Raw genomic sequence first — 25700 nt, 5'->3', positions numbered from 1 at the left:
CGAAGGACGGCGACGGGGATAAGCTCGCGGCGGACAACGAACGACCTTTTATGACCGCGCGTTCTACTCTTACCCATGATTTTCGAAGACCTTCCGACAACGCCCACGTCGGAAGAGCTGATCGACAAGGCGTTTTCGCGAGCGGCGCGGGCCGGCAAGGCAAAGGGCGGCCTCGAGGCCCAGCAGTCGATGCTCCAGACGGCGGCGAACATCATCTCGGACAACCTCGAGAACGTCGTCACGGCGTGGCCCGACTTCGAGTACGAGGACGACGTCCATCCCTTCTATTACGAGTTGGCCGACGCGATCGTCGACGTTGACAAACTCCGACAGGCGCTGTCGGAAGTGATGTGGGCCAGCCGGAAGGCCCGCGAGATTCACGAGGAGTACCAGTCCCGACTGCGGAAGACCGACGTGGACACGGCGCGCAAGCACCGCAAGCAGGCCTTCGCCCGCCTCGCCGACATCGTCGAGCAGGTCGACGACCACCTGCTGTACATCAACAAATCGCGTAACGACCTGCGCGACCTGCCGGAGATCAACCCCGACGAGCCGACGATCGTCGTCGCCGGCTATCCAAACGTCGGCAAGTCCTCGTTCGTCAATACCATCACGAACGCCCGCGGCGAGACCGCCTCCTACCCCTTCACGACGAAGGGGATCGGCGTCGGCCACTTCGAGCGCGACCATCTCCGCTACCAGATCGTCGACACCCCCGGGCTGCTCGACCGACCGCCGCAGGATCGCAACGAGATCGAGTCACAGGCGGTCAGCGCCATCGAGCACCTCGCCGACTGCATGCTCGTCATGGTCGACCCCACCGGCGACTGTGGCTATCCGATCGGCCCGCAACTCGAGCTTCGGGACGCGATTTCGGCCCGGTTCGAGGACATCCCCGTGTTCACGATCGCGAACAAGGAAGACCGGTTCGAGGAGGGAGACCTGACCGAAGCCGTCGCGGCCGATTTCACCATGAGCATCGAGACCGGCGCGAACGTCGAGACGGTCGTGGATGCCACCGTCGAGGCGATCGATTACGAGCCGGAGCTGCCGTTCGACGGATAGGATATCTCACACCTACGCTGCAGGCAAAATAGAAGAACCACACTACCCATGGTCGCGATCGAACTCGAGACCCCGCGATGAAGGGACCGGGTATTCTCTGGCTGCTCCAGACCGCCGCTGGAATCTCGATGGCGGGACCGATGTTCGTCGTCGGCGTCGGATTCCTTCGGAGCGGACAGCTCGTCGGAGGGATCGGATTTCTGGCGCTCGGCGCGGCGACGCTCTACTTCCCGACGTATCTCGTCAACCGGATCGGCGGTCCGAGGACGTGGCTTCGGCGACGGATCGGTCGCACCGGCCGCGACAGTACCGCTACCGGTTCTGACGCCGATCCCAGGTCCGAGCCCAAGCCCGGCTCCGAATCTCGACGCTCGAGGATCCTCGAGCGGCTTCGACGATAGCGGGCGACGAACTGACGGTCTCGTCAGTGTCAAGTCACGGACTGAGGGCGGCTCCCGAACGGGGTACTGACCGCAGGCGAGTCGCGAATCCACAGGGGCTACCGTCTGAGGATTTCGACGTACCTGATCTCGACCGAGACCGACTGATCGGCGTGATCGTTGATTCGCTCGTGGAGGATATCGGCCAGCTCGGGTGCCGACTCGCCCGGCGGCCCGCCGATCGTCACGACCACCCGATCCGGATTCCTGAACGGGTAGTTGTCGTCCATCACGACCTCGAACTCGAGCAGTTCGTAGCTCTCGTATTCACCGTCTGTGAGGACCGTCTCGACTTCGTCGCGGGCGTCCTGTTCGAAGTTTCCCGCCTCGTAGGAGGCGTAGGTGATCGCGCCGAGGAACACCGCGAAGACGAGGACGATGACGATGAGTCCGACGATCCGATGGCGAACGCGCTGTTCCGTCTCGCCCATCTGGAACAGGTTCTCCGGGCGGTAGCCGGCGTACCACAGCGTCAACAGACCGGCGAGGTTCACCGACAGCAGGTTGACGAGGACGAGGACCGTCGCCCCGATCGCGGCCGTCGGTTGTCCCCACGCGAGCGTGATCCCCGCGACACCGGCGGGCGGAATCAACGCTGCCGCGATCATCACGCCGACGAGCGCGACGGAAGTTCCCGTCGCGATGCTGACGACCCCCGCGATGCCCGCGCCGAGCGCGATCGCGAGCGACAGTAAGTCGGGCGCGAGCCGTTCGGAGATCTCACCGACGCTCGAGAGGACGAGGTCGGGCGGGACGATGTTCATCGACCGAACCAGAACCGCGAAGATCGCCGCCGCCCCGATCGCGACCACGACGCCGAGGATCTGGTAGGTAATGCTCTCGATAAATAGTTCCTCGTCGTCGATCACCGTGCCGACGCTGGCCCCCAGCGCCGGCCCGATCAGCGGCGCGATCACCATCGATCCGACGACGACCGCGGGCGAGTCCAACAGCAGTCCGGCGGTCGCGACGACGGCGCTGATGACCGTCATCACCACGTAGACGGGAAAGCTCGGCGTCAGATCGTCGGCCTCCGCCTGCAGCTCCTGACGCGAGATGCGGTCCGAGCCGACGTCGCCGTCCTCGTACTCCTCGCGTAACGCCTCAAATCGGCGGGAGACGACCGTCTCTGCGTCGACGACAACCGTGTAGGCGTCCTCGTCGACGCCGGCCGCCTGAATCTCGTCGAGTACCGGTTCGACGGCAGCGTCCGGCAACGGAAAATAGATGACCGCCGTGTACTTTCGGCTGCCGGTCTCGTCCGTCACGACGTAGTCGATCTCCCGCTCATCGAGGGTCTCGAGGATCGTCTCTCGCTTCCCCGTCGGTACCGTCAACTGTACGAGCCGCACGTGTCCGTTTGAGACCGCGGGGGGTCATAACTCCGGGGCATTCCGTCCCACCGCGGCGGACGGTTCCGCCTCGAGGGGATCGAATCGTTTCGTCGTTTTCTTATAGTAATTTCTGGGAGTGTGCGTATGATACGACGTCTCGCCTCGGTAGCCGGTGCGGTGATACTGGTGTTCGCCGGTGGCCTGCTCGCAGTCGTCGGGCGCGACGTTCTCACCGACCCCGTCACCGCGACGGTCGTCGCCGGTCTCGTCCTCGCGTCGCTCCTGTGGATCACCGGCAGCCTCACCGATTCGGTCTCGGTCGGCCGACTGGCCGTCCCGTGGAACGTCTTCGTCGGAGCGGCGAACGTCGTCCTGTCGGTCGCCGTCGTTCTCCTGACCGTTCGGTCCGCCATCGCCACCGGTACCGAAAGCGCCTGGCTCATCGCCGCGGCGATGCTCGCCGGCGGCACCTCACTATCCTGGCAGGGCGTCCAGATAGCCGTCGATAGCCGCCACGTCGACCTCGAGGAGGCATCCTCGAGCGGACGGCTCCTCGCCGTCGCGCTGCTCGTCGCCGGCGCGTTCGGCGTCGGATTGCTCGCGGGAACGGTGGTGTAGGACCCGTCCGCACGACGGCGAGCGCGACCGAGCAGTCGTCCCCCGGTCAGAGTATATAAAGGGACGAGACGCATACACCGATGTATGTTCGATACTCGCCCCAATCGAGGGGCCGAAATCGCCCTCGTCGGCCGCTCGAACGTGGGCAAATCCACGCTCATGCGCGAGCTGACCGGCCACAGCTTCGACACCGGCGGCAAACCCGGCGTCACCCGCTCGCCTAACCACTACGACTGGGCCCCCGAGGACTTCGTCATCACCGACCTCCCCGGCTTCGGCTTCATGAGCGGCGTCGACGAGGACCGCCGTGAGCAGATTAAGACCGAAATCGTCCACTATCTCGAGGAGTACGCCGACAACGTCCTCGTCGCCATTTTGGTCGTCGACGGCAAGAGCGTCATCGACATCATCGACCGCCACTCCGGCCCCGACGAAATCCCCTACGACGTCGAGATGTTTCACTTCCTGCGTGATCTCGACATCCCGACGATCGTCGCCGTCAACAAAATGGACAAGGTCGACGACGAGGACGAGCGACTCGACGCGCTCTGTGACCGCCTCGGTCTCTACCCGCCCTGGAAGCAGTGGCAAGAGACCATCGCGCCGATCAGCGCGAAGAAGGGGCAACTCGAGCCGCTGAACGAGGCCGTCCGGAGCCACCTGCACGAGCAGGAGCGGGACGATCTGTTCAAGTTCTTCTAACGACCTTTTGCTCTGCGGTCTGTCGCGCGTGCGGCAGCGTCGCTGCCGCACGCGCGACGTCCCTCGGCAAAAGGTCGATCAAAAGCACTCCTCCCTCCTCTCCACTCACTTCGTTCCGAGTCAGTCGTCGGCCCGCTCGCTCACCCCGTCTCACGGCCTTCGGCCGTTCGACTGTTCGCGGCGCGTCGCGCCGCGCACGGCTTCGCTCGCGGTCGAAACAGGGGAAGCGCCTGCCCTCCCCCGGATCGCGCGACTCTCGCGTTCGCTCGAGCCGCGCTCTCGGCCATGTTACGTCAGAGACACCGTCAGACCACGCGGTTGTGGAACTCCTCGCCGTCCGCGAGCCGATCGACGTTCTCGCGGACGATATCACCCACGTCCCGGAAATAGTCCCGCGTGTACGCGGCGCAGTGCGGTGAGATTAGTACCTCGTCCATTCCCCACAGCGGCGACTCTTCGGGCAACGGCTCCTCCTCGAACACATCTAAGGCCGCCCCAGCGAGCGAATCCGCCTCGAGCGCGTCGATCAGCGCCGGTTCGTCGACGACCGGTCCTCGAGCGACGTTCACGAAGTACGCGTCGTCGCGCATGGCCTCGAACGACTCGGCGTCGAAGAGATGGTGCGTCTCGTCGGTCAATGGGACCGTGACGATGACGAACTCGGCGCTGGAGATCCCCTCGAGCAGCCGCTCGGTCGCGTAGATCTCGTCGAAGCCGGGAACCGGATCGTCGGAGCGGCGAACCCCCGTCACGCGGACCCCGAGTGCACCCAGCGTTTCCGCGACGCCGCGACCGAGCGTTCCGGTGCCGACGACGCAGGCCGTCGACCCCGGGAGCGTGAACGCTTCATCCCATTCCGGTCGGTTCCACCGGCGTTCCTGCTGGTTCGAAACGTGGTCGTGGAGCCGCCGAGCGAACATGAGCAGGTAGCCTGCGACCGTCTCGCCGACGGTCCGGTCGTGAATGCCCGTGCTATTCGTAAGGACGACGCCGCGTTCCGCGAGGTCGTCGAACGGAAATCGGTCGACCCCGGCCTGAATCGAGTGGACCCACTCCAGGTCGAGGAACGCCTCCCGGTACTCGAGGGTGACGACCGCGTCGCAACCCGCGATCCCGTCGTCGTCGATGACTTCGACCTCGATCGGAAGATCGGCGAGGGACGTCGCGAGCTCCCCCGGCGGAAAGACGTCGTCGACCGACTCGTGGACGCCCAGACTGTCGACCGACGACTCGAGTTGGGTACGCATACGCACCGCTACGAACGAGGCAAGATTGAACCTTTGGTCGATTTCGATCCGAAAACTGACCGCGTTGGCGGGTTTTCTGACCCGGATACTACCCTTTCATATTGATATACTACCGGTCGTAACGTCCCGCTATGCAACAACGAATTGACGCCGGTTCGAACGGCGAGCACGGGATCGAAACGAGTCGCGTCACTCGACGAAGCACCCTGATCGGGGTCGGGACGATGGCCGTTACCGGGCTGGCCGGGTGTTCGGCCAGGGCGAACGAGAGACTCGAGGACGTGAGCGTCTTCAACGGGACCCACGAGCCGATCGACGGGACGATCGAAATCGCCGGTCCGGACGATGAGATCGCTCTCTCGGACGCGTTCGACGTTGCATCGCACGACGAGGAAGACGACGGGAACTCGAACGCGACGGCAGCGTACGAGCAGGTCTGGGGAACCATCGGCGACTACGAGGTTTCCGTCGAACTGGCTGACGGCTTCGACATCGCCGGGAAAACACGTGCGGACGAAACAGTGACGATCACGGACACGGATAGCGAACTGCTCGCCGTCGTTCTCGGCTCGGATGACCACGAGGACGAGATCAGTTTCGCCGTGGGAGAACGCTGGAGTGATTTCGAGCGGTAGTTGCGGTCGGTCACCGCGGGACGCATCCGTCGCGTTACCTTGGATTCCACAGGAATGCACGAAGATGCGTCTCCGGGACGCTGAGACGGTGGCTCAGTGAAAGCTATCATCACAAGGGGCTAAGCGGGGGTAACTCTCGTCATCGCCACCGATCGATGATACCCCCGTCGGACGCAAAAGCCTCACGGACATCCGTTCACGTCGAAAATTCGCTGCGTCACGAGCCCCGACGGGCAGCCGCATCCAAATACCGCTACCACTCCTCGAGCCCGCGCAGTTCCGCGGCCACGTCTCCCACAGCATCGGGCTCGAGCGCGCCGCGTTCGGTCACGATTTCGGACACGCAGTCGGCGGGCGTCACATCGAACGTCGGGTTCAGCACATCGATCCCGACGTCGCCGTCGTACACCGCGGCCCGGTCGCCGGACTCGAGGTTCACAGCCTCGCGGGTCGAGACCTTGTCCGTCGCCGCGACGATGGACACCGGAATCCCCTCGCGGTCGGCGGCGATCGCCAGCGCTCTCGTTCCGGTCTTGTTTACGACGGCACCGTCGGGCGAGACGGTGTCGGCGCCGACCACGACGCGGTCGACGTCCTCGCCGGCGAGCACGTGCGCGATCGCCGCATCGATGTGAACCGTCACGGTGCTCGCCGTCGTTTCGGCCAGCCGTTCCGCGACGTCGATCCCCTCGCGAGCCGGCCGCGATTCGGCGACGAAGACCCGCGACGGCTCGGCCGCCCGGAGCGCCTCGAGGACGGTCCCCGACCGCGATAGGGTCGCGACGCTGCCCTCGAGGCGCTCGCTCGCGTTTCTCGCAGCCTCCTCGTCGGCCGTCAGCGCGCGGTCGACGTTCGACAACGCGGACTCGAGCACCGCGGCTGCACCTGTCTCCGCACTCGCACCGCCGTCCGCACCGGCCATCGTCCGATTCACTCGATTCCGGAGGACGGCCATCGACGGCCGGGCCTCGAGCAACCGGCCCGCGAGTTCGGCGAGTTCGTCCCATTCACCCTCGGAATCGCTACCGGACGAGTCGCGTTCGGCCACGAGCAGCCCCGCTCGATCGCGCAGCACCTCGAGCGCGCGGATCGAGAGGAACGCAGCGCCGTGCTCGTCGTCGGCCGCGATCGATCGAACGGTGGGTGCCACCCGCTCGTAGGCGGTCCACAGTTCGGGGACCGTCTCGCCGTCGAGTCCCTCGCGGCCGTCGCCGACGGCCTCGAGGATCGCGGTCGGCGGAACCCACTCGAAGGCGTCGTGTTCCTCGCTCAACTCGATCTCCCGGGCGTCGCAGTCGAACAGGTAGGGGTGGACGACCCACTCGCGCTCGAGAGCGGGGTCCTCGAACGCGACCGGCCGCCCGGAGCGGACCAGCGAGACGGCGTCGATCTCGAGGCCCGTCTCCTCGCGGATCTCGACGAGAACCTGTTCGTCGGGGTCGCCCTCCGCAAACCCGGAGACGCCGCCCCACCGGCCCCGGTAGGTGCCGACGGCGTCGCTGCGGCGCAAGCAGAGAACGTCGCCCCGATGGCGGAGGAACGCGGTGACGACGTGAACCGGGTCATCGCTCGAGGTGTCGGTGTCCGGGCACATACGATAGTCCACGGCGACCGGGAACGTGTCGCTTTCGAACGCGCCGCTACGGACCGCGAGGTACTCGCCCCGAGTCCGTCCTCGAGTGAGCGAGACGGACGACTAGAGGTCGTCCGCTGACGAACGCTTTTCGGAACTGCAGACGAACGCACGGCTATGACGCGTATCGCGATCGTTTCCGACACCCACGTGCCCACTCGAGAGCCGGAGATTCCCGCGTGGGTCGTCACCGAGATCGAGGCGGCCGACCACACCATACACGCCGGCGATTTCGAGTCGTTCGGGGCGTACGAGCGGATCGTCGACCTCACGGGTGGCGAGTTGACGGCCGTTCGAGGCAACGTGGATCCGGCGACGCTCGACGTGCCGACGACGGCCACCCTCGAGATCGACGGCGTGACGTTCGTCGTCACCCACGGCGACGGATCATCGGGCGACTGGCGGGAACGGGTCGTCGAAACGGCCCGTGAGGAAGCGGGCGCGGACGCCGAAGCGACGCTCGTCGCCGTCGCCGGTCACACCCACGAGGTGGTCGACGAGACCGTCGCGTTAGACGAGTTCCGCTCGGCAGACGAGGGCCACGCAGCCGGTCGCGTCCGGGTACTCAATCCGGGGAGCGCCACCGGCGCTGCACCCACGACTCTCGTGACGATGTACGTCGCGACCGTCGACGACGGCGATCTCACCGTCGAGTTACGGACCGACTGACCGTCGGCGCGCGGCCGCGACGGGGCGAATATACTCGCGAGGCGAGTGCGTGAACTATACCTACCTCGGCTCCCCCTGTCTGTCCATGACACAGCACGTGACGGGATCGCTCGACGGCGAATCGGCCGCGGGCCACGGAGAGGAGAAGGATCGATGACGGGAGGTGAGCCGAGAGCGGACGGAGGCGCGACCGGCGACGGCGAGACGCGGATCGGCGTCGACGTCGGCGGCACGTTCACCGACGTGGCGCTCTCCGTCGACGACCGGCTCGTCACCGCGAAGGTGCCGACGACCGACGACCAGCACGTCGGCGTCCTCGAAGGGATCGACAAGGCCTGCGACCGCGCCGGGATCGCGCCGAGCGAGATCGACGGCTTCGCACACGCGATGACCGTCTCGGTCAACGCCCTGCTCGAGCGCGACGGCGCGAAGACGGCGCTCGTGACGACCGAGGGCTTTCGCGACGTCCTCGAGATCGGCCGCCAGGACCGACCCGATCTCTACGATCTCGAGGCCGAGAAGCCCGACCCGCTGGTCCCTCGCGAGCTGCGGTTCGAAGTCGACGAACGGGCGACGACCGAGGGGGTCGAACGGCCGGTCGACGCCGACGCGGTCCGCGACATCGCGGCGAGCCTGCGCGAGCGCGAGGTCGAAGCGGTCGCGGTCTGCCTGCTACACGCCTATGCGGACCCCGACAACGAGCGGGTCGTCGCCGAGACGCTGCGCGAGGAACTCGCGGTCCCGATCTCCGCGTCCCACGAGGTGCTCGCCGAGTTCCGCGAGTTCGAGCGGACGTCCACGACGGCCGCCGACGCCTACCTCCGACCGGCGATCGACGGCTACGTCGGCCGGCTGGTCGAGAAAGCCGACGCCGCGGGCGCCCCCGAACCGTGGATCATGCAGGCCAACGGCGGCATCGCCGATTCCGAGACGGTCCGCGAGCGCGCCGTGACGACGACGCTCTCGGGGCCTGCCGCCGGCGTCGTCGGCGCTTCGGCGACCGTCGACGACGCCGACGTCGAGGGGCTCGTCACCTTCGACATGGGCGGCACCTCGAGCGACGTGAGTCTCGTCCGGGACGGGCGAGCGGAGCGGACGACCGACGCCGAAATCGACGGATTACCGATCCGGACGCCGATGGTCGACGTGAACACCGTCGGCGCGGGCGGCGGCTCCGTCACCTGGGTCGACCCCGGCGGCGCGCTCCGGGTCGGTCCGGAGTCCGCGGGCGCCGATCCCGGCCCGGCCTGCTACGGTCGCGGGGGGACCGAGCCGACCGTCACCGACGCCGCCGTCGCGCTCGGCTACATCGGCCCCGACACCGCGCTGGGCGGTGAACTGACGCTCGACGTCGACGCCGCCCGCGACGCGCTCGAGGGACTGGCGGACGAGGCCGGTCTCGGGGACGCGCTCGAGGCCGCTCGCGGGGTCTACCGCGTGGCGAACGCGACGATGACGCGAACGATCCGGTCCGTCACCGTCGAGCGCGGGCACGACCCCCGGGAGTTCGCGCTCGTGGCCTTCGGCGGCGCGGGGCCGATGCACGCCGCGGCGCTGGCGGACTCGCTGTCCGTCGACCGGGTCGTCGTCCCGCGACCGAGCGGGGTCCTGTCGGCCTTCGGCCTCCTCGCGGCCGACGAGAGCTACGACGCGGCCCGTACCGTCGGGGCGGAGCTCCGGGCGGCCGATCCGGCCGAGCTCGAGGGCGTCTACGACGACCTCGTGGCCGACGTCCTCGCGGACGCGTCCGATCCGGACGCGGCGCGGGTCGAGCGCGCCGCCGACTGCCGGTACGCGGGCCAGAGCTTCGAGCTGACGGTCGCCGTCGACGACGAGTTCGACGCGGCCGGGGTCGCGGAACGCTTCCACGACGCCCACGAGCGGGCCCACGGCTACGCGATGGACGAATCGATCGAGATCGTCACCCTCCGCGCGACGGCGACAGTTCCCGGCTCGGAGCCGACCGTCCGGTACGACGGCGCGGGCGACGATATCATCGGCACCCGGCGAGTGCACTTCGCCGGCGGTGCGCGGTCAGCAACCGTCTTCGATCGGGATCGGCTCGCGCCCGGCGCGACGGTGTCCGGGCCGGCGATCCTGGAACAGGCCGAGAGTACGACCGTCGTCCCGCCCGCGTGGGCCGGCAACGTGCTCGCTGACGGCACCCTGGTACTGACTCGAGCGAGCGACACGGCGGAGGGACACCGATGACTGTGAATACCGACGACTCGAACGGCGGCGACGGCGACGGAAGCATCGATCCGGTCACCCTCGAGGTGATTCGCAACCAGTTGGAGAGCGTCGCCGAAGAGATGGGACAGACCCTGATCCGGGGAGCGTACTCCCCGAACATCAAGGAGCGCCGGGACTGCTCGACGGCGTTGTTCGACGCTGACGGGCGGCTGATCGCGCAGGCCGAACACATCCCGGTCCACCTCGGCGCGATGCCGGCGGCCGTCGCAGCTGTCCGGGAGCGCGACCCGAAGCCGGGCGACGTGTTCGTGCTCAACGACCCCTTCACCGGCGGGACGCACCTGCCAGACGTGACGATGGTGTCACCGCTCGCGCCCGGACGAAAAAGCGGGAGCGGCGCGGACGATGAGCGTGCTCTCGACGGCGAGACCGATGGGCGAAACGGCGACGATATCGTCGGCTACGCCGTCTCGCGCGCACACCACGCCGACGTGGGCGGGATGACCCCCGGGAGCATGCCGGCCAACTCGAGGGAGATCTACCAGGAGGGACTCCGGCTCCCGCCGACCCGGCTCGTCGCGGGCGGGCAGGTCAGAGAGGAGGTCCGCTCGCTCGTCCTCGCGAACGTGCGCAACCCTCGCGAGCGCCGGGCCGACCTCCGGGCGCAGCGGGCGGCCAACGAACGCGCCGAGGCGCGGCTCGAGTCGCTGTTCGACGAGCACGGCCGCGAGACCGTCCTGGAGGGGTTCGACGCGGTGATCGACTACTCCCGCGAGCGCGTCGAGCGCGAGATCGCGGCGCTCCCCGACGGCACCTACGAGGCGACCGACGTGCTCGAGGGCGACGGCGTGACCGACGAGGATATCGAGATCGCCGTCGCGGTGACGATCGACGGCGAGGGCATCGACGTGGACTTCTCGGGAACCGACGACCAGCTCGCGGGGAACCTGAACGCGCCGCTGGCGGTCGCGAAGAGCGCCGTCTACTTCGTCGTGCGCTGTCTCACCGACCCCGAGATTCCGCCGAACCACGGCTGCTACGAACCGGTCGAGATCAGCGCGCCCGAGGGATCGCTGCTCGATCCGGAGCCGCCCGCGGCGGTCGTCGGCGGCAACGTCGAGACCAGCCAGCGGGTCACCGATACCGTCTTCACCGCGCTCGCGCGGGCCGCACCGGACCGCGTGCCGGCGCAAGGGCAGGGCACCATGAACAACCTCACCATCGGCGCGCGGGACGGCTCCGTCACCTACTACGAGACGATCGGCGGCGGCTTCGGCGCGCGTCCGGACCGCGACGGGATGGACGGCGTCCAGGTCGGCATGACGAACACGCTCAACACGCCCGTCGAGGCCCTCGAGACCGAGTACCCCCTCCGGGTCGAGCGCTACGCGCTCCGGGAGGGGAGCGGCGGTCGCGGGCGATATCGAGGTGGGGAGGGGCTCGAGCGCTCGGTCACCGTCGAGACCGACGCGACAGTGTCGCTGCTGACCGAGCGCCGACGCCACGCGCCGAAGGGGGTCGACGGCGGCGATGACGGCGCGACCGGCGAGAACCTGATCGACGGCGAGGCGGTGCCCGCGAAGACGACCGTCGACGTGGCGGCCGGGACGACGGTCACCGTCAGGACGCCCGGCGGCGGCGGACACGGGGAGCCGGACGAGCGAGAAGAGTAGGGGCTCGAGGACAGTACTGAGACGATTGAGACCCGATCGATCGTTCTCGAGAGGCGGTTACTCTCGTAGATAGCCGACGGGTCTGTCGACCCTTTCGTCTAGCGGCGCACGCTCTACTCGGCCGAACCAATCGAGAACGTCGTCGTGAGACAGCGAGACGACACCCCAAGGGACGAGGGAGCTCCGTTTCGGGAGTCCGCCATCGAGAAAGTCGTCCTCGCCGAGCGGAATCGTCTCGTCGTACCACGTTCGCGTCGTCAACGTGACTGCGATGTACTGTTCTCCGTCGAACGGATGGGCAGTGGTGCTGACGATCGCGAACGGGCGACTCGGTTTCTCCTCGTTGAACGGATCACCGGCCTCGACGATGTCGCCGCGTTCGTACTTCATTCGCCGTCCGTCCCCCGTTGGCTCGGATGCTGCTCGTCAGCGCCGGCGTCACGCCACGCGTCCATATCTTCCGTGCCGAGTTGCTCGTTGAGCGTATCGAGGCTGCGACGCAGGTCGATGGCGGACCGAACGCGTTCCGGATCACCGGCGGCCCAGTACGGTGGCTTGTGTCGCACCAGATCTCTCTCCTTCAATCGGCTCAGTACCGCGCTGACGGCGTTCGGATCGATGCCCGTCGAATCGGCGATTTCCCGTCGCCTGAACGCCTTGTCGTCGTTCAAAGCGAGAAAGGAGAGTATCCGCTCCGCCTGGGTCCGGTCCCCTTCGAACTCCGCTTCCCGGTCGAACGTGTCGATATCGATCGGCATATCTCCGTTTTCGTGTTTGGAGGATATGTCTGTTTTCCGCGTTTGTGCCTTTTGTCTCGATTCGTTGCTCGGCGATCGGGACGAACCGGCTATCGCTGGCTCCATTCTCCGGTGACGGTGCGTTTTTAGCGCCGCTCGCCCACCCACCGGTATGGAACTCAACGGCGTGGTGGACTTGCCCGAAATCCGCCCCGGCGACGACATCGCCGACCTCGTCGCGGATCGGGCCGCTCTCGAGCCCGGCGACGTGCTCACCGTCGCCAGCACCATCGTCTCGAAGGCCGAGGGACGGACGGCGAATCTCGAGGACTACCCGGTCAGCGGCCGGGCGGAAGAGATCGCCGACCGGATCTCGGCGTTGGCAGACGAGGAGAAGGACCCGCGATTCGCGCAGGCGGTCCTCGAGGAGAGCACGGAACTGCTGATCGACGCCCCCTTTCTGCTGACCGAAACTCGATTCGGCCACATCTGCGTCAACGCGGGGATCGACCGCTCGAACGTACCGGATCACGACCTGTTACTCCTGCCGAAGCGACCGACCGGGAGCGCCGAGCGGATTCGATCGGGGCTCGAGCGGCGGGGCCTCGAGGACGTCGCGGTGGTCGTCACGGACACCTGCGGTCGCCCGTTCCGACACGGCCAGCGCGGCGTCGCGCTCGGCTGGGCCGGGATGCCCGCGAGCAGGGACTGGCGGGGCGAGCTCGACCGGGACGGCCACGAGCTCGGCGTCACCGTCCAGTCGGTCGTCGACGAACTCGCCGCCGCCGCGAACCTCGTCACCGGCGAGGGAGCCGGCGGCACGCCCGCCGTCGTCGTCCGGGGCTGGGACTTCGGCGATCACGAGGGGAGCGACGAACTCTTTCGATCCGTCGAGAGCGACTTCGTTCGGCAGTCGCTTCGAGAGTGGAGGTTCAGTGAATGAGTGAGAACACCAACTCGAGCGACGATCCGACCTGGGGCATCGAACTCACGCCCGAACACCCGCCCGAACGAGTGGCCGACCTGGCCGCGCTCGCGGAGGACGAGGGGTTCGACGTCGCGTTCGCGAGCAGCCACTACTTCAATCGGGATCCGTTCGTGGTGCTCTCCCGGATGGCCGACGCCACGGACGAAATCCGGCTCGGACCGGGCGTCGTCAATCCCTACGAAACGCACCCCGTGAAACTGGCCGCACAGACGGCGACGATCGACGAGATCAGCGACGGCAGAGGCGTCTTCGGCGTCGGCGCGGGCGACCGTTCCTCCCTGTCGAACCTCGGTCTCGAACGCGATAGCCCGCTCCGGCGCGTCCTCGAGACGTTCGACCTCGCTCGAGAGCTCTGGGACGGCCGGACGGTCACCCACGAGGGAACGTTCACCGCGCGGGACGCGTCGCTGAACCTCGAGCCACCGTCCGAGGAGATTCCGGTCTACGTCGGCGCGCAGGGCCCGCACATGCTCCGGATGAGCGCGAAACACGCCGACGGCGTGCTAGTCAACGCAGCCCACCCGCGAGATCTCGAGTGGGCGGCGGGCCAACTCGAGCGGGGGGGCGAGGAGCGACCGGACGAGCGCGGCGAGTTCGAGTCGCTCGCGTTCGCGAGCGTCAGCGTCGCCGCCGACGAGGATGCCGCGCGCGAGGCCGCCCGACCACCGGTCGCCTTCATCGTCGGCGGGGCCGCCGAGCCGGTCCTCGAGCGACACGATATCGACCGCGACGCCGCGACCGCGGTGAGCGAGGCGCTCGAGCGGGGAGCGCTTCCTGAGGCCTTCGATCGCGTTACCCCGGCGATGATCGACGCCTTTTGTATCGCCGGGACGACGGAGACGGTCGCGGACCGGTTCGCCGCGGCGCTCGAGCACGTCGACGGGATCGTCGTCGGCTCGCCGCTGGGGCCGGATCTCGAGGACGCGATCGAGCGGGCGAGCGAGGCGCTCGCTCGGGCGAGCGAGATGCAACGCGAGTGAAGAGTCGGCTGCTGCGGTCAGTTCGCGGTGAAGAGGTTGCCCACCGCGCCGAGGGTGAGGATGCCGAAGACGCCCATCGAGAAGGCGACGAGGAGCGCGCCGATCAGAATGAGGAGGGGTGCGAGTCCTGCACCCATCGCGACGTCACTGAAGAGTTCGATCATCTCGGTAAGGTTGTCAACGACGAGGTTCAGCGGTGTGACGGTGTCCATATTCGGGCGTTGTGACCCGTGCTACTTGGCCGTACCGGTCCCGTTCAACGCTGCTCGCTGTGCATCGTCCTCGAGAGCGGAGGCGAGCGATTAAGCCGCCGGCGCTCGTACTCCCGTCCGTGACCGACGACGCGACGCTCTCGGATTTCGCGTCCGCCGCTACCGACGAGTCGAACGACGACTCGAGTACCAAGGGGGACGGCGACGGCGACTCGACAGCGGAAGCCGACGCCGACCCAACGCCGGAAGCCGGCGCTGAACCGGCATCGGGTGTCGACTCCGATACTCCGTCAGCGGACGCGGAGGACTCGACCGGCGAAGCAGGACTCTCCACGTACGCTTGGGGCGAGTTCGACTGCGGTCAGTGCGACGGCGCGACCGACCGCGTCTGGCGTTCGGACGGCGATCTGGTCTGTCCCGACTGCAAGGAGTGGTAACGGATGACTGGTCGGGGTAACGGCGGACTTCTCGAGGGATGCCTGCGAATGTACTCCCGAAGATTTATATCTTCGTCGCGGTTCTATTGAGATGCAATGGCGAAAGGTACGGTCGACTTCTTCAACGACACAGGCGGCTACGGATTCATCGAAACTGACGACGCGGACGACGACGTGTTCTTCCACATGGAAGACGTCGGCGGCCCCGACCTCGAAGAGGGGCAGGAGGTCGAGTTCGATATCGAGGAGGCCGAAAAAGGGCCACGCGCGACGAACCTCGAGCGAGTCTAAGCTGTTCCGTCGAGTGGTATCGTTTTCTGATTGCTACTTGGGTAGCGACGGCGCTCGGGGGAGAGTGGAGCGGCCTCGTGTGAGTGGAACGGGCCTCGTGTGAGATCGTTCGCGACTTACTCGAGACCCGCGCTCGTCCCGAGCGGAGCGTCAAGGGAGGACGACGACGGCGATGTCTTCTCACATAACTGGTAGTTCATGTGACACAAAGCATATGTTCCGGAGCCACGGATATCGTCGTAATGACCGGGTCGTCCGGGTCCCCGCGGACACCTTCGACACTATGACTGATGCAAACCCGACAGTAGACGCAGGCACCGAGTCAACGGTCGACGGCGACGCCCTCCGAATTTCGACGGTCGAACGACTGTGTGCCGACATCGAGGCGAACGTCTCGCGCGTGATCGTCGGCCACGACGACGTGATCGAACACGTCGTCACCGCCGTCCTCGGGCGCGGACACGTCCTGCTCGACGACGTTCCCGGCGTCGGCAAGACCATGCTGGCGCGCTCGATTGCCAAGTCCGTCGACTGCACGTTCAGTCGCGTCCAGTTCACGCCGGATCTCCTCCCCACCGACGTCACCGGCGTCAACGTCTTCAACCAGAAGACCCGCGAGTTCGAGTTCCAGTCCGGCCCCGTCTTCGGCAACATCGTCCTCGGCGACGAGATCAACCGCGCGCCGCCCAAGACCCAGGCCGCCCTGCTCGAGGCCATGGAGGAGGGGCAGGTCACCACCGACGGCCGGACGCGCGAGCTACCGACGCCGTTTACCGTGATCGCGACCCAGAACGCCGTCGAACCGAATCGGACCTACGATCTACCCTTCGCCGAACTCGATCGATTCATGAAGAAGCTCCATCTCGGCTATCCCGATGCCGAGGAGGAGTCGGAACTGCTCGGCCGGACCGTCGGCGACCACCCCATCGAGTCGCTCGAACCGGTGACCGACCGCGAGACGCTCGTCGCCGCCCGCGAAACCGTCTCGACGGTGCGGGTCGCGGAGCCGGTCCGAGCGTACGTGACGCGGCTCGCGGCGTACACCCGCGAGCACGCGCACATCGGCGTGAGTCCCCGCGGGACGATCTCGTTGCTCCGGGCGGCCCAGGCCCGGGCCGTCACGAACGGCCGGGAGTACGTGACTCCCGACGACGTGCAGGCCGAAGCCCCCGTCGTCATGGGCCACCGGATCAAGACGGACGGTCGCGACCGCACCGGCGACGCGGTCGTCGAGGACGCACTCGAGCGCGTCCCCGTCGAATGAGGCGCCCGCGTCGACTTCGATTGACGCTCCGCGGCTGGACCGCGGTCGTCGCCGTCGTCGTGGCCGTCGCGCTGAGCTGGGGGTTCGGCCCTCGCGCGCTGAACGCGGTCGTCGTCCCGCTGGTCGTCGTTTTGCTCGCCGGCCTCGTCACGACCGCCCGAACGACCCGCCCGCGCGTCGACCGCCAGCCCGTCAGTGAGGGATTCATCGGCGAGCAGCGACGGGTCGAGGTCGCGATCGAGACCGACGGCCCGGTCGCCGCGACCGTCCGCGACACCGTCGGTGACGGCCTCTCGTCGACCGCGGAACCCGTCGCCGAGACGACTCTCGAGGGCGACGAGACGGTCGCATACGACGTGGAACTCGAGGCGCGAGGCCGCCACTGGGTCGGTCCGCTCTCGATCGTCGTCAGCGACGTCGTCGGCCTCGTCGAACGCCGATTCGAGTACGAGACGACGACGCCCGTGCTCGTCTATCCGCGCGTTCACGAGCTGGACGGTGGCCCGGCCGCCGATATTCGGGCGCTCACCGGCGTTGCCGATCGTCGCGACCGCGAGGAGTTCGACCACCTCCGGGAGTACCACCGCGGGGATCCGCTCCGCGATGTCCACTGGAAGGCCGCGGCCAAGCGCCCCGACGGCGAACTGGTCGTCGCGGAGTACGCCGACGACGAGGCGGTCGGAGCCGTCACGGTCGCTGCGGAGTGCCGTTCGCGTCGGTTCGACGAACTCGTCGACCGCGACGATGAGTGGGCGGCGGCCGCCGCGAGCGTGATCACCGTCCTCCTCGAGCGAGGCGCGCCGGTCGGGCTCAGCCTTCCCGACGAGACGCAGCGGCCGGGAGACGGGCGAGAGCATCACCGCGACCTGCTGGGACTGCTGGCGGTCGCCGAGCCCGGCGAACTCGATGATCGGACGCGGCGGGACGCCGACATTCTGGTTCGAACTGACGCTGACGGGACGACGATCGTCGTCGACGACCGGGAGATCCCCTTCGATCGACTCCGTGACCGGGATCGAGGGCGACGAAACGGAAGCGACGAGGGCGATCACGACGCGCGACGCGGTCGAGCCGATCGCGACAGTCGTCGCGAACGCGACGGCGGCGGACGATCGGAGGTGAGTCCATGAGTACGGACTCGTCCGGACGCGTCGGCGATCGGACGATATCGCTCGATACGGACCGAGCCGTCGACGCCGACATCGTCCGGCCCGTCGCCCTGGGCTGCGTGCTGGCCCTGACGGCGTCGTACGTGAGCGTCCTCTACGGAATAACGCGAGTCGTCGGCGGCAGTCAGTCGCTGTTCGCGCTCGTCGCGGCGATGCTCGTCGCGGCGACGGTGCTCGCGCGGCTGATCCGGCCGTGGACCGCGGCGGTCCTCGCGCTGGCGGCGACGGGAATCGGGTTCGCCTATTACCTCACGTCGGCCGGCGTCGATCCCGGCGTCGTCTTTACCGCCACCGACGCGCTCGTCTCCGACACCGTCGCGCTCGCGACCGGGCTCCCCCTCCTCCGGATGCTGCAGGCGGGCATCTGGACGCTGGGATTCGCGCCCGCTCCCGTCTTCCTCTCGTGGTATCTCGCCCTTCGGGGGCGATACGCGCTCAGCGTCGTCCCCGGCGGGGCCGCGCTGGGCTTTCTCGTGTTGACCGGCGACGCGGGCACGCTCACCACCCTGGCCGGCACCCTCGCCGCCATCGGCGCCATCGCCGCCGGCGAACTCGAGAAGCGGGGCGGCTCGATCCGGCAGGCTGACCTGCTCGCTGCCCTGTTTGCGCTGATCGTCGTCCTCTCGATGACGGTCACGATCGTCCCCGGCCAGCCGGCGGGGCCGACCCACCTCGTCCAGGGCGAAGCCGGCACGCTCGAGGCGACGCTCGATACCGCGCCCCAGCGGTCGGGGATCTCCGGGCAGGTCGACCTCTCGCCGGAGGTGCGGTTCACGGTCGAGTCCGAGCGGCGGTCGTACTGGCGAACGGGCGTCTACGATCGCTTCACCGGCGACGAGTGGATCCGAACCGGCCAGAGCAATCGGTACGACGGGCGGATCGGATCGCCGCCGGGCAACTACGACCGGGTCGAACAGACCATCACCGCCGAGACGAAACTGGGGATCATGCCCGTCGCCCCACAGCCGCTCTCGCTCGGCGGCGACGTGACGCGGCGGGCGAGCGTCTCCACCCACGGCCAGCCCCGGCCCGAAACGCCGCTCGAGGCGGGCGACAGCTACAGGGTCGAGAGCGCGATCGTCGACCCCAGTCCGTCCGCGCTCCGGGACGCCGGGACGAACTATCCCGACGACGTCACCGACCACTACCTGCAGACGCCCGAGAGTACCTCGAGCGAATTCCGGGAGCGCACCGCCGAGATCACGGCCGACGCCGACAATCCATACGAGACCGCGGTCGCGATCGAGCGCCACCTCGAGTCCTCGAAGGAGTACTCGCTGGCGGTCTCCAAGCCCCCCGGGAACGCCGCCGAGGAGTTCCTGCTCGAGATGGACGAAGGCTACTGCGTCTATTTCGCGACGGCGATGACGCAGATGCTCCGCGAGGAGGGCGTCCCGGCCCGCTACGTCACCGGCTACACGAGCGGCCAGCAGGTCGACGACGATAGATACGTGGTCCGCGGGCTCGACGCTCACGCCTGGGTCGAGGTCTACTTCCCCGACCACGGCTGGGTCCGGTTCGACCCGACGCCGGGGGACGGCCGCGACGATGTCCACACCGACCGGCTCGAGGAGGCTCGCGAGAACGGCAACGAGGACGCCGACACCGAAGAGAGCGCCGACGTGCCGGTTCGCGACGACTCCGCCGACGATCCCGAGGAGGACCCGAACGACCCGTCCGAGCCCGACCCCGACGATCCGAACGATCCGGGTGAGCCGAACGACCCCAACGAACCGAGCGAGCCGAACGGGTCGCCGAACGAACCGGCCAACGGAACGAACGAGAGCCCGGCCGACCGCACCGACGGTACCGAGTCGAGCGACGACGAACCGCTCGTCACGGTCACGCGCGAGGCTGCGGCGCTCGGGATCGTCCTCCTCTTCGGGTTCGCCGCGGGCGTGCGCCGAACGGATGCGACGACGCGCGCCCGTCGCGAACTCGGCATCTACTGGCACGGCCGCCGGCGCGATCCCGATCGGGACGCCGAACGCGCGTTCGCCCGGCTCGAGCGGCTGCTCGCACGCCGGTACCGGCCGCGTCGTCGGTCGGAATCGGCTCGAGCGTACCTGGCGGCACTGTCGGCAGCGGCGGACGACGCGACCGACGCGGAGCCGATCGACCCGCGAACCGAACTGGTCGTCGACCGCTACGAGCGAGCCACCTACGGCAACGGTATCAGCCGAGTTGAGGCCGACGAAGCGATCGAAGTCGTCGACGATATCGCTCGAGAGTCCCTTCCAGTGGTCAGTCGGCTCGGATAAGACCCGGGGGCAGTCCGAATGTTACCGCGATCGAACGGGAACTCGAGTCGCTCACCGGCGGCCAGTCCCCGGTACCTCCCCCGCCCACTCAAAAAGAACCGCGCGAAAGCATGCGGGTCCCGATAGTGTTTAATATGCCCGTTTCATAGCTACGAACGTAATGTCGGAAGTCTGCTCGACGTGCGGGCTGCCCGAGGAACTCTGCGTCTGTGAGGACGTGGCCAAGGGACAACAGCAACTCAACATCCGCATTGACGAGCGCAGATACGGGAAAGAGGTAACGATCGTCGAAGGATTCGATCCGAAGGACGTCGATCTGGACAGTCTCTCGTCGGATCTCAAATCGAAGTTCGCGTGTGGCGGCACCGTCGAAGACGACCACATCGAACTCCAAGGCAACCACACCGGTCGCATCGAAGAGTTCCTTCGGGACCGGGGTTTCAACGTCGCCTGATACCCGCAATGTGCTGAGACGACTTCCGAACCCACGACCGCATCGCAACGCAGTTCTCCGTTTTTTCACACCGATCAACCAGTCGAATCGCCAAATCGCTGAGCCGAACTACCGACTGAGCGACGGGGATCCGCCTCAAGGCTCCGCGGGAGACGACGTGCGCGCTGCCCCTGCGACCGAACCGATCAGAACGGAGATTCGCGATCGGCCGGTTCGTCCCTGTCTTCTGCCTCGCGAACGAGGCCGAACTTCATGCCGTACTTATCGAGTCCACCCGCCATGCTCTCGACGCGCGCATCGGCGGTCCCCTCGTAGGACCCGATGAGCTTCGCGGCCTGCACGCTCGCCTTCCCGTGCGGACAGACGGTGACGATGTGGTCGTCGTCCTCGAGTTCGTCGACGCGCTCCGTGAGTTCGTGAAAGGGAATGTTCTCGCTGCCCTGAATGTGACTGTGTTTGAAGTTCCGCTCGTCGCGGATGTCGACGATGCGAACGTTCGCATCGTCTTCGAGAAGTTCCTTGACCTCGTCGGTGGAGATTTCGCCGTCCATTACCGGCGCGTTAGGTCGCGGGCTGAATAAGGATACGGGTCCAGTCGTCCGGCTGAGTCGTCGGAGATGGCATCGGCGAATCGCGCTCGTGCTACAGAACGCCGTCTTCCTTCGCGAGCAACAGCGCTGACAGCGTCGAATCGTTCGCCGGCTGCTCGCGGGCGCGTTCGAGCGCCTCGCTCACCGGCACCGTCGTCACCTCGAGGAACTCGTTGTTGTCGAGTTCCCGCTCGCCGGGCTCGAGTCCCTCGGCGTAGACGACGCCGCGGTCGTGGCGCAACACACCGGTCGCGACGGCGTACTCCTGGAGGAGCGCGGTGCTCGAGGGGCGAAAGCCGGTCTCCTCCTCGAGTTCGCGGGTCGCCGCCCGCGTGTAGGACTCGCCGTCCTCGACGATCCCCGCGGGGAGTTCGAGGTGCGTCTCGCGGATCGTAGGCCGATACTGTTCGACGAACAGGAGGCGGTCGTCGTCGCCGCCAGCGTCACCACCGCTGTCCGCGTCCGCGAGGACGCTCCCGTCGATCCGCGCGACCACGACGACCGCGGGAGGGAGGGACGCCCAGTAGTATCGTTTCCGGCTCCCGTCGGGCTGTTCGAGCAGATCGTAACCGCCGTCGTACCAGCCCGTCTCGTACTCGGTTCGCTCCTCGAGCAGGTCCCACTCGTCGGGTACAGTCATGGTGGACACGTGGGCGCTCGAGTGGATAAGAGGTGCTGGTCGCTCCGCCGGCTGCGACGGGACGGTCACTCGTCCGGAACTTCCCGTCGTCGCTTACGGGTCGGAGTATACCGGACGGGCTACACGATATCGCGGTACAACCGCCCGAACGCCTGTCGACGAAGCGTCGCGACCGCCGCCTCCTCCTCGTTCTGAAACGTCGCCGCGACGGCCTCGCCGTCCGGCCCCGCGTGCCAGACAACGCGGTCGACGTCCTCGTGACCCGCCATCGTCACCTCGCCGTCGTAGTCCTCGCGCCAGCCCTCGAACTCCTCGCGGGGACCGACACGAACCTCGAGCAGGCTCGCGAAGAGGGCATCGCGCGCGGTTTCGATGACGTCGCCGGTGACGCGGTCGTCGTACTCCTCGCGGTCGAACTCCATGGCCTTCGCGACCTCGCGGACGACCGTCTGGGCCGCGGGACCGACCGATTCGTACGCCGTGCGCGCGTCCGCGACCGACTCGAAGGTGAACGTCCCCACTGTGTGCATATCCGTCCAGTCGGCAGAGACGTAGTTACGCGTTTTCGTTCTCGTCGACGGCGCCCTCCACGCTCTCGCCGTCCTCGCTGTCGCCCGCTCCGTCGTCCGCGTTCGATGGCGATTCGTCGTCCGCGTCGCTCTCGCCCGTGGGCTGCATCTCTCGAGTCAGCTCGGCGGCTTCCTGAAGGACGTTTTCGGCTTCGGTAGTCATCGAACCGCGGCCGGGTTGACTGCTCTGGCGGGCGATCCCCTCCTCGAGCGAGTCCGGTCGCCCGGGCTCGTGGCCACGGCCGTGGTCGTGGCCGGACCCCTCGAACTCGGGCGTGTCGATTTCCCGCGCGTGCGGACTGACGATCTCGCCGAGTTCCTCGGGGCTGCAGTCGCCCCAGTGGGGCGCGTGCTCCTCGAGCCACTCGCGATGGTTTTCGCGGCCGAGCGACGCAGTGATCGCGAGGTGATTCGCGAGGTGCACCGCGTCGGCCTCTTCGACGTCACAGACCGGACAGGCGTATCCCATACGAGACCGTACGGGTTCGGACGGTAAAACGTGGCGCAACCCGCTACCGCAGCGCCACAACCCGCTACCGCAGTTTCCGAATCATCACGATCGCGTCCTCGCCGTCGCCGTAATAGTTGGCAACCCGCCGGAGCGGATCGAAGCCGAGGCCTCGATACAGCTGTTTCGCCCCGTCGTTCGACCGCCGAACCTCGAGTTTGACCGTCTCCGCACCGTGGGCCGCGAGCACGCCGAGCGATCGGGAGAGCAACGTGGAGGCGACGCCCGCCCGACGGTGCTCTGGGTGAACGGCGACGTCCTTGACGTGGCCGAGCGCGCGACCGATCTGCTGTGTCACGTCGGCGACGACGTAACCGGCAATCTCGCCGTCGATCTCCGCGACGAGAAACCCCGGTTCGCCGAGAAACCGCTCGAAGGCGTTGTACGGCCAGGCCTGTGCGAACGACGCGTTCTCGATACGAACGACCGCGAGTAAATCCGCACGCTCTGCCGGTCTAATCGACACCTCCTCACGTCTCTCCGGGGCGGGCGTCGTCACACGCGAGAGTAACACACCGAACAGTAAAAGCCGTACGCGTCGCGGCAGGACCACTCGAGTTCGACGCGATCGACTCCGCCGCGAAAACGGATCGCGCACACCCTATTCGTCGTCGCTCGCTTCGCCCTCATCGAGATCCGTCGGCGGCTCCGCGTCTTCGGTGCCGCCGCACTGTGTCCGGTCCACGTCGTCTTGCGCGTCAGAGTCATCGGCCATTCGATTCACTCGGCCGGGACCGAATCCATCTCGAACTCCTCGGACAGTCCCGTGAGTTCGTCGAGGGCCTCCTGCTCTTCCCGGAGGTTCTCCTCGAGCAGATCGGCCGCGTCGCCCATTTCGAGTTGGGCTGCCAGCGGGATCAAATTGCCGTAGGCGGCGATTTCGTAGTGCTCGGTCTTCTCGGCGGCCGCCACGTTGTGATATTCCATCACCTCCTGTGCGGGATCCATCGACGTCAACTCCTCGTACTCCTCGAGGAGCCCTTCGATGCCCTCGCACTCCTCCGTCTCGGGTGGCTCGCCGAACATATCGAAGCCCTCCTCGAGCCGCTTGATCTGGTCTTGGGTCTCCTCACGGTGCTCCGAGAACGCCTGGGAAATCTCGTCATGCTCGGTGTTCGCCTCGAGTTCCTCGAGCGCGTCGAGCAACTGGTGCTCCGCGTGATAGATGTCTTCGAGGCCATGCTCGAACAGGTCCTGAATAGTGTTCATGCTCAGACAGTAACAACTGAAGCGGTTCACACACTGATCGCGCAGCTGTCGTGCGATCAAGTGTGCAGTGACTTTCAGTGGCTACTATACCCACTCCGTCGTTCGCTACCCGAATGAAAAAGGCGGGAGCCTGCCACGGCAGGCGCAGATACGGACCACCGTCGCCGCCAACGAAGCCACAGCTACTCTGTCGCGTCCTCGACTCGACCCGCGTGCTTCTCGAGGTCCGCGGCCAGGGTCCGGGCCTGTTCCGGCGTCAACTCGAGTTCGTCCATGTGCTTTGGCAGGTGCTCCTCGGCGAGATTATCGAGTTCGAACTGGAATCGAACGCTATCGGGATCCTCGCGATCAGCGGTCGCGTTCACGACGGCGACCGACTCCCACTCGAAGGTCTCGCCCACTGCTTTCCCCTCGACGTAATCCAGCGTCGTATACGCGGTAACCGACATCAGTCGATCGGACATATTGATTCGATCCTCAGTCTCCGAGCACTTATACTGCCGGCCGTCTCGAGCGATGACATCGAGAACGGAAACAGAACGATCACGAGGCGCGATTGTCAACGCACTCGGTGAAACGGGTTTCAGACGTGAACGAGAGGAAGTGTGAAACCGGTTCCGATGCATTCGACCGCCGGCCGAGTGTCGAACACGGAGACGAACGGACTCGAGCCAGCACTACTCACGGCGATTAGCCATCCAGCGCTAAAACAAGCGCCACACCTATCGGTTATTTTTGCCACAACTTGCTCGCAGTCATTCAGTTCCTGACTCGAAGCGTGCACAGGAACTCGGTTCAAGAAGCAAGAACAGTCCACCACAACGTACCGATCGACGGCACTCTCGGGGAACGTCACACCACCGTTCGCATTCGCTCTTGCCCAACAGCGCTCCACCTGTGCCGACACGACAGATATCGTCATACCCGCATCAGGCGAAGCAGACACCAACACACGTTACAACCGAGGTCTATCGGATTGCAACACTCGCTCCAGTTCGAGCCGAAACGGGCGACTATGCAGTGTTTCTGGCTCAAGTGACCGCCACTGATCGTTCGTCAGTCAATACTCCGTGAGTTCCACACGGATCTGGGCCGTCACCATCGGTCCAATAAGGTGCGATTCGATACCAGACGGATACTGAACAGCTGTCGCGAGAAGTCGACTCGTCAGAGATAGCGGCA

29 protein-coding genes are annotated in these 25700 nt (G+C 66.8%); 16 read left to right on the top strand and 13 right to left on the bottom strand.

Annotated features, from left to right (window positions below; translation table 11 throughout):
- Positions 1-75 precede the first annotated feature (75 nt).
- Positions 76-1065 carry an NOG1 family protein gene (locus CP556_RS08995; RefSeq protein ID WP_098725306.1) on the top strand — a complete coding sequence of 330 codons (990 nt, stop codon included), beginning with the start codon at positions 76-78 and terminating at the stop codon, positions 1063-1065.
- 77 nt (positions 1066-1142) lie between these two features.
- Positions 1143-1466, top strand: a complete 324-nt coding sequence (locus CP556_RS08990; protein ID WP_098725305.1) for a hypothetical protein — start codon at positions 1143-1145, stop codon at positions 1464-1466.
- A 98-nt stretch (positions 1467-1564) separates the two neighbouring features.
- Here the strand turns inward: CP556_RS08990 and CP556_RS08985 are convergent, their stop codons facing one another.
- A complete protein-coding gene (locus CP556_RS08985) occupies positions 1565-2857 on the bottom strand; it encodes a TIGR00341 family protein (protein WP_098725304.1) in 1293 nt (430 codons plus the stop codon).
- A 126-nt stretch (positions 2858-2983) separates the two neighbouring features.
- On the opposite strand from CP556_RS08985, the gene CP556_RS08980 reads away from it, so the two are divergent.
- Both CP556_RS08980 and engB read left to right on the top strand, forming a co-directional pair.
- Positions 2984-3457: a DUF7994 family protein gene (locus CP556_RS08980; protein ID WP_141551656.1), complete on the top strand. Its 474-nt coding sequence runs from the start codon at positions 2984-2986 to the stop codon at positions 3455-3457.
- A gap of 84 nt (positions 3458-3541) precedes the next feature.
- Positions 3542-4159 (top strand): GTP-binding protein EngB, encoded by a 618-nt coding sequence (gene engB / locus CP556_RS08975; protein WP_098725302.1) that lies wholly within the window; start codon positions 3542-3544, stop codon positions 4157-4159.
- Positions 4160-4464: 305 nt separating this feature from the next.
- Here the strand turns inward: engB and ddh are convergent, their stop codons facing one another.
- Entirely contained in the window at positions 4465-5406 is a 942-nt protein-coding gene (ddh, locus tag CP556_RS08970) for a D-2-hydroxyacid dehydrogenase (RefSeq protein WP_098725301.1), read from the bottom strand.
- A 131-nt stretch (positions 5407-5537) separates the two neighbouring features.
- On the opposite strand from ddh, the gene CP556_RS08965 reads away from it, so the two are divergent.
- The gene (locus CP556_RS08965) at positions 5538-6041 is read left to right on the top strand and encodes a hypothetical protein (RefSeq protein ID WP_098725300.1); all 504 of its coding nucleotides are present in this window, start codon (positions 5538-5540) and stop codon (positions 6039-6041) included.
- Between the two features lie 253 nt (positions 6042-6294).
- Here the strand turns inward: CP556_RS08965 and CP556_RS08960 are convergent, their stop codons facing one another.
- Entirely contained in the window at positions 6295-7635 is a 1341-nt protein-coding gene (locus CP556_RS08960) for an eIF2B alpha/beta/delta subunit family protein (protein WP_098725299.1), read from the bottom strand.
- A gap of 156 nt (positions 7636-7791) precedes the next feature.
- Here CP556_RS08960 and CP556_RS08955 point away from each other — a divergent pair, with 156 nt between their 5' ends.
- The 3 genes from CP556_RS08955 to CP556_RS08945 all read left to right on the top strand — a co-directional run bounded on the left by CP556_RS08955 (position 7792) and on the right by CP556_RS08945 (position 12209).
- Positions 7792-8343 (top strand): metallophosphoesterase family protein, encoded by a 552-nt coding sequence (locus tag CP556_RS08955; RefSeq protein WP_098725298.1) that lies wholly within the window; start codon positions 7792-7794, stop codon positions 8341-8343.
- A gap of 153 nt (positions 8344-8496) precedes the next feature.
- Positions 8497-10554 (top strand): hydantoinase/oxoprolinase family protein, encoded by a 2058-nt coding sequence (locus CP556_RS08950; RefSeq protein WP_098725297.1) that lies wholly within the window; start codon positions 8497-8499, stop codon positions 10552-10554.
- Positions 10551-12209 carry a hydantoinase B/oxoprolinase family protein gene (locus CP556_RS08945; RefSeq protein ID WP_098725296.1) on the top strand — a complete coding sequence of 553 codons (1659 nt, stop codon included), beginning with the start codon at positions 10551-10553 and terminating at the stop codon, positions 12207-12209. The genes CP556_RS08950 and CP556_RS08945 overlap by 4 nt, the downstream gene beginning before the upstream one ends.
- A gap of 57 nt (positions 12210-12266) precedes the next feature.
- Here the strand turns inward: CP556_RS08945 and CP556_RS08940 are convergent, their stop codons facing one another.
- Together CP556_RS08940 and CP556_RS08935 are read right to left on the bottom strand one after the other, a co-directional pair.
- Positions 12267-12599 (bottom strand): growth inhibitor, encoded by a 333-nt coding sequence (locus CP556_RS08940; RefSeq protein ID WP_098725295.1) that lies wholly within the window; start codon positions 12597-12599, stop codon positions 12267-12269.
- On the bottom strand, positions 12596-12967 hold the full coding sequence (locus CP556_RS08935; RefSeq protein ID WP_098725294.1) for a MarR family transcriptional regulator: 372 nt from the start codon (positions 12965-12967) through the stop codon (positions 12596-12598). The genes CP556_RS08940 and CP556_RS08935 overlap by 4 nt, the downstream gene beginning before the upstream one ends.
- Positions 12968-13118: 151 nt before the next feature.
- Here CP556_RS08935 and CP556_RS08930 point away from each other — a divergent pair, with 151 nt between their 5' ends.
- Both CP556_RS08930 and CP556_RS08925 read left to right on the top strand, forming a co-directional pair.
- The gene (locus CP556_RS08930) at positions 13119-13889 is read left to right on the top strand and encodes a coenzyme F420-0:L-glutamate ligase (RefSeq protein ID WP_098725293.1); all 771 of its coding nucleotides are present in this window, start codon (positions 13119-13121) and stop codon (positions 13887-13889) included.
- Positions 13886-14914 carry a 5,10-methylenetetrahydromethanopterin reductase gene (locus CP556_RS08925; protein WP_098725292.1) on the top strand — a complete coding sequence of 343 codons (1029 nt, stop codon included), beginning with the start codon at positions 13886-13888 and terminating at the stop codon, positions 14912-14914. Before CP556_RS08930 ends, CP556_RS08925 begins: the two co-directional genes overlap by 4 nt.
- Positions 14915-14931: 17 nt before the next feature.
- Here CP556_RS08925 and CP556_RS08920 read toward each other — a convergent pair whose 3' ends face one another.
- Positions 14932-15126 carry a DUF8024 family protein gene (locus CP556_RS08920; RefSeq protein ID WP_098725291.1) on the bottom strand — a complete coding sequence of 65 codons (195 nt, stop codon included), beginning with the start codon at positions 15124-15126 and terminating at the stop codon, positions 14932-14934.
- A 119-nt stretch (positions 15127-15245) separates the two neighbouring features.
- On the opposite strand from CP556_RS08920, the gene CP556_RS08915 reads away from it, so the two are divergent.
- From CP556_RS08915 to yciH, 6 genes are all read left to right on the top strand, one after another.
- Positions 15246-15563 carry a DUF7573 domain-containing protein gene (locus tag CP556_RS08915; RefSeq protein WP_098725290.1) on the top strand — a complete coding sequence of 106 codons (318 nt, stop codon included), beginning with the start codon at positions 15246-15248 and terminating at the stop codon, positions 15561-15563.
- Positions 15564-15659: 96 nt separating this feature from the next.
- The gene (locus CP556_RS08910) at positions 15660-15854 is read left to right on the top strand and encodes a cold-shock protein (RefSeq protein ID WP_098725289.1); all 195 of its coding nucleotides are present in this window, start codon (positions 15660-15662) and stop codon (positions 15852-15854) included.
- Between the two features lie 283 nt (positions 15855-16137).
- Positions 16138-17118, top strand: coding sequence for an AAA family ATPase (locus CP556_RS08905; RefSeq protein ID WP_098725288.1), 981 nt, complete (start codon positions 16138-16140; stop codon positions 17116-17118).
- Positions 17115-18248, top strand: coding sequence for a DUF58 domain-containing protein (locus CP556_RS08900; protein WP_098725287.1), 1134 nt, complete (start codon positions 17115-17117; stop codon positions 18246-18248). The genes CP556_RS08905 and CP556_RS08900 overlap by 4 nt, the downstream gene beginning before the upstream one ends.
- On the top strand, positions 18245-20548 hold the full coding sequence (locus CP556_RS08895; protein ID WP_098725286.1) for a transglutaminase TgpA family protein: 2304 nt from the start codon (positions 18245-18247) through the stop codon (positions 20546-20548). The genes CP556_RS08900 and CP556_RS08895 overlap by 4 nt, the downstream gene beginning before the upstream one ends.
- A gap of 160 nt (positions 20549-20708) precedes the next feature.
- On the top strand, positions 20709-21002 hold the full coding sequence (gene yciH / locus CP556_RS08890) for a stress response translation initiation inhibitor YciH (RefSeq protein ID WP_098725285.1): 294 nt from the start codon (positions 20709-20711) through the stop codon (positions 21000-21002).
- 185 nt (positions 21003-21187) lie between these two features.
- Here yciH and CP556_RS08885 read toward each other — a convergent pair whose 3' ends face one another.
- From CP556_RS08885 to CP556_RS08855, 7 genes are all read right to left on the bottom strand, one after another.
- Positions 21188-21553: a rhodanese-like domain-containing protein gene (locus tag CP556_RS08885; protein WP_098725284.1), complete on the bottom strand. Its 366-nt coding sequence runs from the start codon at positions 21551-21553 to the stop codon at positions 21188-21190.
- A gap of 91 nt (positions 21554-21644) precedes the next feature.
- Entirely contained in the window at positions 21645-22232 is a 588-nt protein-coding gene (locus CP556_RS08880) for an NUDIX hydrolase (protein ID WP_098725283.1), read from the bottom strand.
- 119 nt (positions 22233-22351) lie between these two features.
- A complete protein-coding gene (locus tag CP556_RS08875) occupies positions 22352-22762 on the bottom strand; it encodes a DUF5809 family protein (protein WP_098725282.1) in 411 nt (136 codons plus the stop codon).
- Between the two features lie 25 nt (positions 22763-22787).
- Positions 22788-23270: a DUF5810 domain-containing protein gene (locus CP556_RS08870; protein WP_098725281.1), complete on the bottom strand. Its 483-nt coding sequence runs from the start codon at positions 23268-23270 to the stop codon at positions 22788-22790.
- Positions 23271-23334: 64 nt separating this feature from the next.
- On the bottom strand, positions 23335-23808 hold the full coding sequence (gene rimI / locus CP556_RS08865; protein WP_098725280.1) for a ribosomal protein S18-alanine N-acetyltransferase: 474 nt from the start codon (positions 23806-23808) through the stop codon (positions 23335-23337).
- Positions 23809-24029: 221 nt separating this feature from the next.
- Positions 24030-24518: a DUF892 family protein gene (locus tag CP556_RS08860; protein ID WP_098725279.1), complete on the bottom strand. Its 489-nt coding sequence runs from the start codon at positions 24516-24518 to the stop codon at positions 24030-24032.
- Between the two features lie 182 nt (positions 24519-24700).
- Positions 24701-24982 carry a DUF6360 family protein gene (locus CP556_RS08855; protein WP_098725278.1) on the bottom strand — a complete coding sequence of 94 codons (282 nt, stop codon included), beginning with the start codon at positions 24980-24982 and terminating at the stop codon, positions 24701-24703.
- Positions 24983-25700 lie beyond the last annotated feature (718 nt).

This window comes from Natrinema sp. CBA1119 (genome assembly GCF_002572525.1).
Taxonomy (GTDB): Archaea; Halobacteriota; Halobacteria; order Halobacteriales; family Natrialbaceae; genus Natrinema.
Note: the sequence above shows the minus strand (reverse complement) of the source record. Positions and strands in the feature narration are given on the sequence as shown.